The sequence below is a fragment of the Flavobacterium sp. B330r genome (assembly GCF_056824325.1).
In genome coordinates this window covers 4,367,806-4,381,592 of record NZ_CP124860.1, presented here as the reverse complement: position 1 = coordinate 4,381,592, position 13,787 = coordinate 4,367,806, and the positions used below count along the sequence as shown (strand labels likewise).

At 34.8% G+C, this 13,787-nt stretch carries 10 protein-coding genes; 2 read left to right on the top strand and 8 right to left on the bottom strand.

Annotated features, from left to right (window positions below; translation table 11 throughout):
• Positions 1–65: 65 nt before the first annotated feature.
• The gene (locus tag QLQ95_RS19435; RefSeq protein WP_482501235.1) at positions 66–620 is read right to left on the bottom strand and encodes an NAD(P)-binding domain-containing protein; all 555 of its coding nucleotides are present in this window, start codon (positions 618–620) and stop codon (positions 66–68) included.
• 162 nt (positions 621–782) lie between these two features.
• Between QLQ95_RS19435 and QLQ95_RS19430 the strand changes: the two genes are divergently transcribed.
• The gene (locus QLQ95_RS19430; protein ID WP_482501233.1) at positions 783–3,794 is read left to right on the top strand and encodes a sensor histidine kinase; all 3,012 of its coding nucleotides are present in this window, start codon (positions 783–785) and stop codon (positions 3,792–3,794) included.
• On the opposite strand, the gene QLQ95_RS19425 is transcribed toward QLQ95_RS19430, so the two are convergent.
• The 6 genes from QLQ95_RS19425 to QLQ95_RS19400 all read right to left on the bottom strand — a co-directional run bounded on the left by QLQ95_RS19425 (position 3,791) and on the right by QLQ95_RS19400 (position 10,332).
• Entirely contained in the window at positions 3,791–4,420 is a 630-nt protein-coding gene (locus QLQ95_RS19425; RefSeq protein WP_428238442.1) for a response regulator, read from the bottom strand. The two genes, QLQ95_RS19430 and QLQ95_RS19425, sit on opposite strands and share 4 nt — an antisense overlap.
• Before the next feature lie 5 nt (positions 4,421–4,425).
• Positions 4,426–5,856 (bottom strand): glycosyltransferase family 2 protein, encoded by a 1,431-nt coding sequence (locus QLQ95_RS19420; RefSeq protein ID WP_428238441.1) that lies wholly within the window; start codon positions 5,854–5,856, stop codon positions 4,426–4,428.
• A 12-nt stretch (positions 5,857–5,868) separates the two neighbouring features.
• Complete coding sequence (locus QLQ95_RS19415; protein WP_095927523.1) at positions 5,869–6,690, bottom strand: hypothetical protein; 822 nt, start codon at positions 6,688–6,690, stop codon at positions 5,869–5,871.
• 1 nt (position 6,691) lies between these two features.
• Positions 6,692–7,906 carry a YaiO family outer membrane beta-barrel protein gene (locus QLQ95_RS19410; protein WP_482501231.1) on the bottom strand — a complete coding sequence of 405 codons (1,215 nt, stop codon included), beginning with the start codon at positions 7,904–7,906 and terminating at the stop codon, positions 6,692–6,694.
• Complete coding sequence (locus QLQ95_RS19405) at positions 7,906–8,271, bottom strand: response regulator transcription factor (RefSeq protein ID WP_095927525.1); 366 nt, start codon at positions 8,269–8,271, stop codon at positions 7,906–7,908. The genes QLQ95_RS19410 and QLQ95_RS19405 overlap by 1 nt, the downstream gene beginning before the upstream one ends.
• 75 nt (positions 8,272–8,346) lie before the next feature.
• The gene (locus QLQ95_RS19400) at positions 8,347–10,332 is read right to left on the bottom strand and encodes a GAF domain-containing hybrid sensor histidine kinase/response regulator (RefSeq protein ID WP_428238440.1); all 1,986 of its coding nucleotides are present in this window, start codon (positions 10,330–10,332) and stop codon (positions 8,347–8,349) included.
• A 299-nt stretch (positions 10,333–10,631) separates the two neighbouring features.
• Between QLQ95_RS19400 and QLQ95_RS19395 the strand changes: the two genes are divergently transcribed.
• Entirely contained in the window at positions 10,632–12,914 is a 2,283-nt protein-coding gene (locus tag QLQ95_RS19395; RefSeq protein WP_482501228.1) for a cation:proton antiporter domain-containing protein, read from the top strand.
• Positions 12,915–12,976: 62 nt separating this feature from the next.
• On the opposite strand, the gene QLQ95_RS19390 is transcribed toward QLQ95_RS19395, so the two are convergent.
• Positions 12,977–13,615, bottom strand: coding sequence for an NAD(P)H-binding protein (locus QLQ95_RS19390; RefSeq protein WP_095927528.1), 639 nt, complete (start codon positions 13,613–13,615; stop codon positions 12,977–12,979).
• Positions 13,616–13,787 lie beyond the last annotated feature (172 nt).

Genomic DNA, 13,787 nt, shown 5'->3' with positions numbered 1-13,787 from the left:
TTCTGGGAACATTTGAGGTTGAACAATTCTAATTATTCAAAGCTGGTTTCGTAAATATTCCTCTTTTAATTCAGGAAACAAGAATGCACTGGAAGTTGGTACAATTCTTCAAAATCTACTCCGACGAGATTTAGGCTTTTAAAAAATGTTTTCGCTTTATTTTTTGCCTGTTTATTCAATCCAGTATAAAATATTTCATCGCCATTCTGCTTTTGGTTTATTATAGAAAATACTTCTGGATTAACTATATTAAGCACCCTTATAGCATGAGCTTCTGGTAAAAGAGAAGCAATGATTTCGGGTGATGATTTTGAATTTGGCTTCAAGCATTCTAAACTAAAAATAGGATTGCTCTCGTATATAATTACTTTTTCGTTCATATCTGGCAAGTCTGTCAGGAACAATCCAACATCTTCACGCGGAATAAACACGATCAAAATGTTGGCTTTTGCAGCTTCGTCTTTGCTTACCAATGTTACGTTCTCTCCCAAAGTCTCCGCCATATCTTTAAACTGACGATTTTCGCGTGTAGAACTTAATAATACCTGATGTCCAGCCCCGACCGCACGGTTCACAAAATCCATTGTAAAACTACATAAACCAATTACCCCTACCTTCATACGTTTTGCATTTTGTTTTAACCTTATAACGCAAATATAACGGTACAAAGTACTACACGACTTATTTTTGCTGTGCCAATAAATCTACAACGTTGTAGATTTAAAACTACAAACGGCAAATTGTGATTTATGTTTGCTAAGTTTGTTCTATAATTTAGTCAGATGCCAAAAATAGCGGTTCATATTTTGCGTTACTGTTGTTTTCTGCTTTTGCTCATTACAACCCAAATGGTCTGTCAAGAAAACTACACAGCCAGATGGTACACTGCGGATAATAACGAGCTGCAACAGAATAGCATAAAGGCAATTGTTCAGGGTAAACACAATTTTATATGGATGACGACTGAAAATGGCATTGTGCGCTATGACGGAAATAATTTTCTTACTTTCAATTCTTCCAATACCTCTTTAGAACATACTCGCTTTACAGATATTTTCGGAAGCATCGAAAAAGACAGCCTAACCAGTTTCAACGAAAGCAAAAAAGAGCTTGTCTTTATCCGAAATGCCAAAGTCCAAATACTCAAAAAAAACGCTCGCAATTCTAGTTTAGTGCGAAACGACAGACGTATCTTTTTTCATGACGGTCTTCCTTCCAACTATACAATCAATCGGCATGAACCTTATTATATTAAATTATCTACTGGAAATATATTTTTTATAGATAACCAAACCGTTGAATTATGCGATTCTAAAATGAAAAGCATTTCTAAAATTGTTTTCAAAAACGATAATGTCTTTAATTTTTTTGCAATCAGCAATTCTCTTTTCTACCTTACAGATAACGGCGATTACAAGTGTTTTTCTAAAAAAGGTGAATCTTCTGGAAAACTGAATATAGCACTAAAAGGCAATCATAAGCTATTCTGGAATATTACAACTGGGCAGGTTTTTCTTTGTATAAAAAATAAAATATATCAGCTAGAGAATCAAAATGATCAATTAAAAGCTAAGCTCATTGTAGATTACAAAGATTTTGAAACTAGCAATATCATCGCTATTTATTTCGATCAGAAAACCCAAAAACTGTACTTAGGAAGCGGTACAGATGGCTTGTGTATTATTTCCTTTCCTGCTTTTAAATCGGTTACCAAAAGTAAAAATAAGGCCGAAGTGTACTACGCTGCACAAGCTTTCAGCGACAGTACAGTCATCACCTCTGAAGGATTCATAATTGGCAATAAAAGAGTGATTGACAGTATTCCTTTTCCTAAAAGTGTTTTTTTGGATGAACGACTGAATATGGCTCTCGACGATGAAAAAAACATCTGGATTAGCCGAGACAAGAAAGTTCTTTGTTATCTAAAAAAATCCGGATATAAAAAGTATACCACCTACCCTTTTGACCAAAATCCGAAAACAATATTCAAAGATAACAGCAATACCATTTGGGTTTCTATGGGATTGGACGAATTCCATAAACCTAAGTTATATGCTATAAAAAATGGAGTTGTAAAGCTTAAAGCGAACTTTAGAAATAACATTCATTATATTGTCCAGCAGAACAATACGCTTTATTTAGGTGGAGATAATGGTTTGTTTCTGTACGATTTAGAAACCAACAAATTACGTTTTGCAAAAAATACCGAGAAAATAAATATTCGAAGTGTTTTTATAGACAGTCAACAGAAAATGTGGTTTACTACATACGAGAAAGGATTTTTCCTTTACGAAAACAATATTTTGCACTCTTTTCCAACAGACGAAGAACATTCTCTCAACGCTTCACACTGCATTATCGAGGACCATAATGGCTTTTTCTGGATATCTACCAACAAAGGACTTTTTCAGGTTTCTAGAAAAGCGCTGCTTCAATATATTAAAAATAAAAACACGGTTATTTACTACCATCAATACACTAAATCGGATGGTTTCCTGATTAACGAATTTAACGGCGGATGCCAGCCATGCGGTAATTTTCTAAAAAATAATGATATCGTTTTTCCGTCTATGAATGGTATCGTGTTTTTCAATCCTTATAAAGTAGCTCCTTTACTGCCTGGCAAGGAACTTTTTATTGACAGAATTGTTCTGGACCAAAAAACAATTGATCCAAAAGACACCATTGTCTTAAAAAACAACTTTCAAAGGGTTAGTTTTTTGCTTTCTTATCCTTATTATGGCAATCCTAAAAATCTGTCTATAGAGGCGAAAATGGACAAAATTGGCACGGATCGCTGGGAACGATTAAAAGCCGATAAATCGATATCTTTTACCACGCTTCCTCCTGGAAATTATAAACTTACCTTTAGAAGTTTATCTGGTTTTAATGCCAATTACGCCTACAAAACTGTAATTCTTGTTGTTCCTGCAAAATTTTACCAGACGATCTGGTTTGCCATTCTCTGCGGTTTTCTGGTCGTTGGTTTTGTAATTTCGATCTGGCATATTAGATTGTATTATCAAAGAATGAAAAGAAGACAGCTGGAGGAAGTAATTGCGAAAAAAACAAAGAAATTGGCCTCTACCGTTAAAAAGCTTGAAAAAACAGAAAACAATTTAAAACAAGAAATTAAACAGCACGAAATGCTTGTTAAAAGTGTGAGCCATGATATAAAAAGTCCGTTAAAATTCTTGTCTTCTTCTATAAAACATCTTTCTGAAAACAGTAGTATTCAAGACGACCAGCGCCTCAAACAGCAATTAACAACTTTACAGACTTCGACATCTCAGCTTTATGAATATGTAGAAAATCTAATAAAATATTCTTCTATTTTTATTGAAGGAAAAAAACTGGAAGACGATAGTTATTCTTTGTATGAATTGATCGAAGAACGAATCCAGATTTTTGAAAAGATTGCTGAAGCAGAAAACGTATCGATTGTCAATAATGTAGAAAAAAGTTTTTGTGTGAGAACCAACAAGAAAGCGCTTTCTATTATCATTCATAATCTGATTGATAATGCCATAAAAAACACCAAAAACGGAAGAATTGAGCTCTTATGCACGCCTCAAGAAAATATTCTGACTTTAAAAATTATAGATAATGGAAAAGGAATGAGTAAAGAGCTTATTGATTATTACCATAATTTTTATAAAAACCCGATTTCAAAAAATTACCATCTCGGACTTCATATGATTATTGAACTTCTTATTCTTATTGAAGGGAACATCAATATTATTAGTGACCTTGATAAAGGCACTACTATAGAGATTATGGTTGAGTACAACTAACTCTTAAACGTTTTATATAAGTTGATAAGTTCTACCAGATTATTGACTTTTAATTTCTCAAAAACCCTCGCTTTGTATGTGCTTACAGTCGACATATGAATGTTGAGTTTGTTGGAGATTTCTAAATTACCATTTCCCTGAACCAGTAAATCTGTAATTTGAAGCTCTCTTTTAGACAAACCTTCCAACGGATTTAATTTTCTTTTATTGGACTGATTATCTACTAATTTACTGACTAGTTCTGGAGAAACATAAGTTCCCGATTCGAAAATTGAAGTAATGGCAAACATGATTTTTTCTTCGCTGCACAATTTGTCTACATAACCGTTGGCACCAGAAGAAAGGTATTTTAAAGCATATTGTTCTTCTTCGTGAGCAGAGAAAACCAATATTTTCACCTCAGGCTGAATGGCTCTAATATCGGTTATCATATCCGTGTTTTTTCCGCCGGGAATATTGATATCTAAAATCACTAAGTCAAAAGGAAGATTTTTTAAAAGTGTAATCGCTTCAAAGAAATTTTCGGCATTCGAAATGGCAACATCTTCAAATTGTCGCTCCAAAATCATAGCAACCCCGTTTCGCACTACCAAATGATCATCTACTATTAAAATCTTCTTTGTCATCTTCATTATTTCTTGGTAAATCCTTTTCTGGTCATTTCTCCCCAGCCTTTGGTTCCCATCATTTTTTCTTTATAACCAATTAAAGCGGCATAAACCGTAAACGGATGAAAATAAAACGGCTCAATAAAAGCGGCCATCAGTAATTTGAAAAAATCAGCCTGTTTTGGGTATTTATGATAGGTTTTTTCTTCGCTGTACAAAGCAATCACCGAAAAGAACACTGCAAAGGTATACACAAAAAGCAGCAGTAAAAAGAAAAAATGCCAGTTTAGCAAACCGAACACTATAAATACAGCGGTTATGACCAAACCGATAAACTCAATTGCAGGCGCTAAAAACTCAAACAGAGTCCAATACGGCACACTCAGCATTCCTAATAATTTATATTTTGGATTTAAGAACATTCCGCGGTGAATGCTTAATGTTTCTATGGTTCCTCTCATCCAGCGGGAGCGTTGTTTTTTGAATATTTTGAAATCCTCAGGCGCTTCGGTCCAGCAAAGCGGATCTGGAATATAACTCACGGAATAAGGCAGTTTATTATCGAGCATATAACGGCGCATTCTGACAATAAGTTCCATGTCTTCTCCAACCGTTTTGGTGCTGTACCCGCCACAAAGAATGGCAATTTCTTTGTCAAAAGCTCCAAAAGCACCACTGATAAGCAGTAATCCATCCAGTTTTCCCCAGGCCATTCTTCCTAAAAGAAAAGCTCTTAGATATTCTAAAACCTGAATTCTCGACAGCATTACATCTGGAACATTTACTTCGACCAAGCGTCCGTTTTTAATCACGCATTGATTGGCAATTCGTACTACTCCTCCAGTCGCGATAATTCGTTTTCCGTACGATTCTAAAAATGGTTTTGCGAGTTTTAAAAGTGAATCTTTATCTAAGATACAATCAACATCAATACAAACTACGTAAGGATTTTGGGCAATATTAAGTCCGACATTTAAGGCATCGGCTTTACCACCATTTTCTTTGTCAACGACAATCAGTTTTTTGAAAGCAGCATTTTTGGAAGTGTAAATTCCTCTGATTTTTTTAGTCTCAATTTGCGGATGAAAATCCAAATCAGTCAAAACCAAATCGTAGGTTTTGGTTAAGATTTCCATCGAATTGTCTTTACTTCCGTCGTTTACCACAATAACCTGATAATTGTTGTAATTCAGCGAAAGCAGCGATTTTACATTTTCTTCAATAGTTAAACCTTCGTTATACGCAGGCGCTATAAGCGAAAGTTTTGGCGCAAACTCGCTGGTTAACAAAACATCATAATCTACAAAACTGTTTCGTTTAAGGTATTTTCTAAGCTCTTTTGTAGAAAGATAAGCCAACATTAAATAAGAAGACATGATTAGTATGGCGTAACCCAATATAAGGAGTATATATACATCCAAAAACCACGTTATTTCAGTATTAAAAAAAGTCATTTTCTTATAAGATTATGCTGTTAAGGTCTGCAAAATACTCTGCGCTTCGTACTTAATGATGGTATTGGTTGTCTGAGCTGCCAATTGTGCTACATGAGGAACTTTTTGAGACAATTTAAGCTCTTTTATCAGTTTTAATCCAAGTGTAACCACTGTCATATTTTGTGATTCCAATAAATGCTCGATTCCTTCTGTATCGCCAATATCATGTTTTTTGAAAGCTCCAATAATATTCAGCTGCATCCAATCGTCTATAGGATCTGAATGTTCTACAAGATATTTTATACTTTCAGTGCCTTCAAGTTTAATAGCTGCATTGATTGCTACGATTTTTAATGTTTTCTTTCTGGCTTTAGAATAAACAATAATCTGATCAAAAGCTTCATTGATATTAAACTCTGCCAGTTCAGTAATTCCTTTGCATTTTACCTCCCATTTCAGGCTTTTCAATTTTTTGAATGAATCTTTTATCAATCCAGAATCTTTATAAAACTGCTCTAATTTTTGAGCATAAATACCTTCATAGTTTTTATGCAGATTGATAAGAGATTCTGTCAAAACTTCTCTGAAAAAAGAAGTGTCAAAAAGAACTAGGAAATTTTTGTCTTTCTTTACTTCTTCAAAAGGAACATCTTCAAAAATAACAGCCGACATTATTTTGTCTATTATTGTACTGTATTCTTTACTTAGGCGTTCTCGTTTTATTTTACCGTTTCTGCTGGCAACAATAACAAGATATAGAATAAGTGAAGCCGCTATGAACAGATAAATCGAGAAAGTAAGAAAAGGCACTTCCCACTGACCTTGCTTATATAGTTCCCAGATTTCAGTCATATTAAAAACGTTTTGTTACAATTAACTGCACATTAAACTTGTTTCTATATTCTCCAGGTGCATATTCCTCATCTTCATAAAGGAAAATCGGGCGTACAAAAAACGAATCGCCAAAACGATGCTGATACTGAATTCCAATTCTATACGCTTTTAGAGGTTGTGTAAAATTATTGTACAGATACAAATAAGGAACGTTTCCGTATTGCAACTCCAGCCTAATAAGGCGCTCTTTTTCTTCGTTTACGCGCTGAACGCTTAAAACATGAGAAAACAATTCGTTCGAAGTATCATAATAAGGTCTGTAAGCAAAACTATAAATTCCGGCGCTATAGGCCACTTGTCCTGTAAGCAGCGTAATATCGTCTGTATCAAAATGCATAAATCTTGCGCCAAGCGAAAAATCAAAATGTTTCCGTGGCTTAAAATAATATTCTAAACCAGCTTTGGCTACAGGAAATATAGTTTCTCCTGTTGATACCCCAGCATTTACATACAAATAGCTTTTGTTTGAAAAGGTTTGGTAGAAATCGGTTTCAAATAACATTTGGGTTTCATTGCTCACATTTCCAATATTTGCCCTTCCTACTATTGCCGATTTGCTGAATTTATGCGAATACTCTGCATATCCATAATGAAATGGAGATTGTCCTGGATCTGAGGTTGAAATATTAAGATAAGAAAACGAAACGGCATTTTTTGCTTTGCGCCCAATAAGCGTACGGATTCCTCTGAAAGCCTGCGTGCTATTATCAATGTAAGATGCTTTTTCTATTAAATCTAAAGCTTCCTGATCGCGGTTTAATTTCTCTAGACAAGTGACTTTAATCTTTAAAACATCAACCGATTTTGGATCAATGGCCAGATATTTATCGCAATACGAAATGCATTTTTCATAATCTTCTGTCCAAAAATAGACATTTAGAAGTGCCTGTAACGCTTCTGGGTTTGGATTATTTCTGTCCGCCATTGGAGACAAAATTTTGATAGCGGTTTTATATTCTTTTTTCCAGCTGTAAATGCGTCCTGTGTAGATCTGTATATCTTCATTTTCAGGATATTTGGCGCGCAGAGGTTCTATAATCGATAAAGCTTTATCGTAATTTTCTTTTTCGACTTCGCGCTTCACATTGGCCAAAGCCTCGTCTATATTGATTTCTTGTCCAATTGCAACAGAAGAAATAAAAAGCAGGAAAATAGAATAATAAATAAACTTCATCAGATTCGGGTTTTTAGTAGTTTATTAATTCTCACTAAAAGTACAGCCGGACTTACTGGCTTGGCAATAAATTCGTTTGCCCCAATATCAAAAGAGTCAAGCTCGGTCTGCTCAACGCCCGAAGAAGTCAATATAATAACAGGAGTATCAGATTTAAGGTTCTCTCTGACGTGCTGCGTAATTTCCATTCCGCTAACACCCGGCATGTTTATATCAGTCAATATTAAGTCATAGTTTTCTTTTTCGATCGCGTCCAACGCCTCTTTACCATCAGAAAACTGGTCAACATTAAATCCTTTCGACTCTAAGAAAAAAGATAACGATTTGCGTAGGATATCATTATCTTCGGCTACAATAATTCTCATTTTTTATTTTTTTATCTGGGGGATATTCAAAATTATAACTTCTTATTTATAAAGCTACTGCATATTTCTTTTATATCATAGCTCTTTTAAAATTTTAACGACTTCTTCAATTCCGCAGTGAAAAATATTCACTTTATCTAATGTTTCCGCAGTAAATTCGCCAGATGACGCTTCTACTTCGATAATCGACAGACAATTGCTCAAATCCTGGAGCATAAATATATCCATGCTTGATTTCATATTATGCGCTAGTTTTTTTACATTTTCATAATCTGTATTCTTAAATGCTTCATCTAACTGTGACACCTGACTTGGAATTTTTTCTATAAAAAGATTTATCATATCTTTTCTAAATTCAGAATCACCTCCAGACATTTCATCCAAAAAAGACATATCAATAATTCTCTTATGAGTCACATTGTGGTCTGGCGTCATTACTGTTTTTATCGCTTTTAAAAGAACAGACTGTTTAAACGGTTTTGGCACATAAGCATTCATTCCTACTTTGTAGCATCGCTCCTGCTCACCTACCAGAGAATGTGCCGTCATGGCAATAATTGGAATACTAGAATTCATCTCGTTTCGAATGTATTCTGTGGTTTGATAACCGTCTTTAACAGGCATCTGTAAATCCATTAAAACTAAATCATATTCGTTTTGAGACAAAAGTTCGATGCCTTCTTCGCCATTTTGCGCAATATCCAAATCAAAACCAAAATTATTAATTACGCTTTTTGCAAGCTTTTGGTTTAAAACATTGTCTTCGCAAAGCAGTATTTTAAGATTTCCTAAATCATTTTTAGAAACCGTTTTTACTGCGGTCTCTTCAAAATTTGACTTTTTGTACGAAAGGGTAAAGAAAAACTCCGAACCGCGGTTTAAAGTACTTTTTACGTGAACTTCTCCTTTCTGCAATTCAACCAGCTGTTTTACAATATTCAATCCAAGTCCGGTACCGCCAAATGTTCGTGTAGTACTTTCTTCGCCTTGTGTAAAGCGCTCAAAAATAGTTGCAAGTTTATCTTTCGGGATTCCGATTCCAGTATCTTTTACAGAAAATTTAAGCGAATAACTGTCTTCTGTTTCGTCTATTTTCTTTACCGAAACGGTTACTTCTCCTTCATTTGTAAATTTCAACGCATTCCCGATAAGATTTACCAATATTTGATTAAGTCTTCCTTGATCTCCAATAACCAAATCTGGCATTTCGGCATCCAAAAAAAGATTAAACTCCACCTCTTTCTGCACTTTTACTTTCAGTAAATTGTAGACGTGTTTGAGCGTTTTCTTTAAATTAAAAGATTCAGCTTCGATTGGTAAATTTCCCGATTCAATTTTTGAAAGATCCAAAATATCATTTACAATCAGAAGTAAATTTTCGCCTGCAATCTGCACACTTTCGATATAATCGCGCTGTGTATCATCGAGTTCTGTCTGTGCAAGCAAATCTGTAAAACCAATAATAGCATTTAAAGGCGTTCTGATTTCATGGCTCATATTGGCCAAAAAACTGTCTCTTGCCAGAACAGCGCGCTCGGCAATTTTTCGTTGCGTATATAATTGATGGTTTTTTGTACCTAATTCGAGCTGTGCGATAACGTGTTTTGCTACGATAGAAAGTGCATTACGCTGATTTTCATTCAATTCTTTTACGACATGATCAACTGCACACAAAGTCCCGATATTATAGCCATCGGGCGTTGTAAGCGGTACACCTGCATAAAAACGAACATTAAATCCGCCCGTTACATTGGGATCGTCTTTGAATGTTTCATTGACATGCGTATCGTTGATTTCTAGAATTTTTGTGTCTAAAATAGTGTAATTGCAAAAAGTGATTTCGCGAGGAACTTCAGAAACTCCTATTCCAATTTCAGATTTGAACCATTGCCTATTTTCATCAATAAAAGAAATATGGGCAATTGGCACACCGCAGATATAAGCAACAAGCTTTGTAGCATCATCAAAGGCATCATCTGGAAGCGAGTCGAGTATATTATAACGTTTTAGGGCAGCTAAACGTTGAAGTTCGTTATCTGGAATTGGATAATCTTTATTCATTTTATTCAAGTGGTAAAGGCATAAAGGTAAGGCAATTTAGTCTAAGACCCTTGCATTATCTCGACTTTTCTAAAAAAACGACTTTAAGTATAGTAGTTTTCATCGGTCAAATCTTCCTTTTTTTATTTCATTACAAATTTTTTCTTGGTCATTACAAAATTGAATATCCCCTATTGGGCGAATGCTGATTTTGTTATAAAATTGCCCTGATTTTATCAACTAATCTCTTCAAAAAAGCCTTTTTTTTACCTTTTTCACAAGAAAATAACGTCGTTGCGAAGAGCAAAAAATTAAAATAAATGAAAAATTTAAGAAACAGTATTTTTTACGTTGGAGTTATTGGAGGATTCTCTGTTCTAATGTATTGGATTATTTTGTTAGGCGTAAAACTGGAAACAGGCCGAAATCTTAAAATCCCAACATCTGACAAAAGCCAATGGAGCGAGTTTCTCGATTCTCTTATAAAAAATCTGCACCATCCTTTAGCGCTTTTATTGGCGCAGATTGTTACAATTATCTTTGTTGCCCGTATTTTTGGATGGATTTGCATTAAAATAAAACAGCCTGCCGTAATCGGAGAAATGATTGCGGGAATTGTGATGGGTCCTTCTTTAATCGGAATGTATCTTCCTGAGTTTTCTGCCGCTTTATTTCCTGCGGAATCACTTGGAAATCTTCAGTTCTTAAGCCAGATTGGTTTAATCCTTTTCATGTATATCGTGGGAATGGAAATCGATATGAAGATTTTGAGAAACAAAGCCCACGATGCTGTAGTGATAAGTCACGCAAGTATTATCATTCCGTTTGTTTTAGGAATGGGACTGGCGTATTTTATCTATGACGAGTTTGCCCCCGCAGATGTACAATTCACATCTTTTGGTTTGTTTGCCGGAATCGCGATGAGTATCACAGCTTTTCCGGTGCTTGCCAGAATTGTGCAGGAACGCGGCATTCATAAAACAAAATTAGGAACGATCGTAATTACCTGTGCCGCTGCCGATGATATTACGGCATGGTGTATTCTTGCGGTTGTAATTGCAATTGTAAAAGCGGGTTCTTTTGGAAGTGCTATATACACGGTTGTTTTGGCTTTAGGATATGTTTTCTTAATGATTAAAGTGGTTCGTCCGTTCCTTAAAAGAATCGGAGATTTGTATGCAACAAGCGAAAAATTAAGCAAACCCATTGTTGCCATTTTCTTTTTAACGCTTGTGGTTTCTTCTTACTTAACAGAAGTTATCGGAATCCATGCTTTATTTGGAGCTTTTATTGCTGGAGCCATCATGCCTGAAAATATTAGATTCAGAAATCTATTTATCGAAAAAGTGGAAGACGTTGCGCTTGTACTTTTATTGCCATTATTCTTTGTTTTTACTGGTTTAAGAACGCAAATTGGTTTATTGAACGAACCTTATTTATGGAAAATTGCAGGATTAATTTTTGCAGTGGCTGTTATAGGTAAATTTGTCAGCAGTGCGCTTGCAGCAAGATTTGTGGGGCAAAACTGGAAAGACAGTTTATCGATTGGAGCTTTGATGAATACAAGAGGTTTAACAGAATTAGTGGCTTTAAATATTGGTTACGATCTGGGTGTTTTAAGTCCAGAATTGTTCTCTATGTTTGTTATTATGGCGCTGGCTACCACGTTTATGACGGGACCAACATTAGATTTAATCAATTGGCTTTTTAGATCTAGCAAACAGGAAACCGAAGAAGATCTTGCATTAAAAAACAAGTACCGAATTTTATTGTCTTTTGACAGACCAGAATCTGGAAGGGCTTTACTTAAAGTTGCCGACGGATTAACCAATAAACGTTCTGAAAGTTCTGAAATTACAGCCATGCATTTTCTTCCTACAGAAGAATTACACCACTACAACACAGACGTTTATGAAGACGAAAAGTTTAAAGATATTGTGGAAGAATCTGTTGCTTTAAACCGAAATATCACTACTATGTTTAAGGCATCTTCTGATATTGATAACGAGATTGTAAATGTTGCCAACAAAAGCAAACATGATTTATTATTGGTTGGAATTGGGCAATCTATCTATCAAGGAAGTTTATTAGGACGCGTACTCGGATTTACAACTCGAATTATTAATCCTGAAAATATATTGAATACCGTAACGGGAAAGGAAAACATTTTAGAATCTGCTCCTTTTGATGACGGAACAAGACAAATTATTGCAAAATCTCATATTCCGGTTGGAGTTTTAATTGACAAGGATTTAGCCGACATCAACACGATTTTTATTCCGCTTTTTAGTTTAAAAGATTGGAGTTTTATTCAGAACTACGTTCAGAAATTTATTCAGAATATCAATGCGAGAATTGAAATTTTGGATGTCGAAGGTAAAATTATGGCCGATCTGGACACGAAAGAAAAAATTAGGCTAATGGAACAAGTAGCTCCAAACCAGCTGACTCTAAGAAAAGAACAATCTATTGAAAAAGATTTTCTTGACCAGCAAGATCTTATGCTGATTTCTATTGATGGATGGAAATATTTAGTAGAGAATAAAAGTCCTTGGCTGGCTAATATACCTTCCACTTTAATTCTTTCTGAAGATAAAAAATAGCTTTTTTTGTGAAATGTGAATTGTGAAATGTAAATCATTACTTTTAACATTTCACATTTCACTTATAAACTAATAATTCTGTCAAGTTCAAGTGTTGTATTTCCTGATGGAAGCGATTTTGGAGCTTTTACTAATTTTTGAGCTAAAAATGCAGTTGTGATTGGTTTCAGGTTTTTAAAAAGTCCGATGGCGTTGAAGAATTTAATGACTTTTACTGAAATCTTTTCGCCCAAACGATCTGTATTTTCTCGAATTAAAGGTCCGGGCCTGAAAATAATATATTGAGGAAAATGAAGCTCCTGAAGATAATCTTCTAGTTTTCCTTTCATCATCGAATAATATACATTGCTTTTTGCCGAAGCTCCGTAAGAAGACACCAAAACCAATGAATTTACATTGTTTTGTTTTGCAGTGGTTGCAAAATCAGCAGGAATATCATAGTCAATTTTCCATTGCTTCTCTTTTGAGCCCGCATCTTTTAAAGTTGTTCCAATGCAAGAAAAAAGAACATCGCCCGTAATTAATTCCCGAAACGAATTTACATCTGAAAAATCAACAACGTGTTCTGTCAATTTTGAATGTGATTTTCCTGTTGGACGTCGCACAAAAATGGAGACTTCTGAATAATCACTACTTTCTAAAAGAAGATTAACCAATTCTTTTCCCGTCGCGCCTGTAGCTCCAATTACCAATGCTTTCATAATGTTCGGAATTTTGTATGGTAAATATAATGATCTTTTTATTGAAAAAAACGTCTACCAATATGTCGTCTACCAATATTTCGCTCCTACGGAGCGTTTTCTTTGGTTATTCTATTTGCTATAAATATTATGCTTCTCCAAAGCATTAAAAAACGTATTGTGCTTGGTTTTT

Excerpts from the sequence above, each read along its gene's own strand:
- QLQ95_RS19430 (WP_482501233.1), top strand. The coding sequence starts at position 783 with ATGCCAAAAATAGCGGTTCATATTTTGCGTTACTGTTGTTTTCTGCTT.
- QLQ95_RS19425 (WP_428238442.1), bottom strand. The coding sequence starts at position 4,420 with ATGACAAAGAAGATTTTAATAGTAGATGATCATTTGGTAGTGCGAAAC.
- QLQ95_RS19410 (WP_482501231.1), bottom strand. The coding sequence starts at position 7,906 with ATGAAGTTTATTTATTATTCTATTTTCCTGCTTTTTATTTCTTCTGTT.
- QLQ95_RS19435 (WP_482501235.1), bottom strand. The coding sequence starts at position 620 with ATGAAGGTAGGGGTAATTGGTTTATGTAGTTTTACAATGGATTTTGTG.
- QLQ95_RS19405 (WP_095927525.1), bottom strand. The coding sequence starts at position 8,271 with ATGAGAATTATTGTAGCCGAAGATAATGATATCCTACGCAAATCGTTA.
- QLQ95_RS19395 (WP_482501228.1), top strand. The coding sequence starts at position 10,632 with ATGAAAAATTTAAGAAACAGTATTTTTTACGTTGGAGTTATTGGAGGA.
- QLQ95_RS19420 (WP_428238441.1), bottom strand. The coding sequence starts at position 5,856 with ATGACTTTTTTTAATACTGAAATAACGTGGTTTTTGGATGTATATATA.
- QLQ95_RS19390 (WP_095927528.1), bottom strand. The coding sequence starts at position 13,615 with ATGAAAGCATTGGTAATTGGAGCTACAGGCGCGACGGGAAAAGAATTG.
- QLQ95_RS19400 (WP_428238440.1), bottom strand. The coding sequence starts at position 10,332 with ATGAATAAAGATTATCCAATTCCAGATAACGAACTTCAACGTTTAGCT.
- QLQ95_RS19415 (WP_095927523.1), bottom strand. The coding sequence starts at position 6,690 with ATGACTGAAATCTGGGAACTATATAAGCAAGGTCAGTGGGAAGTGCCT.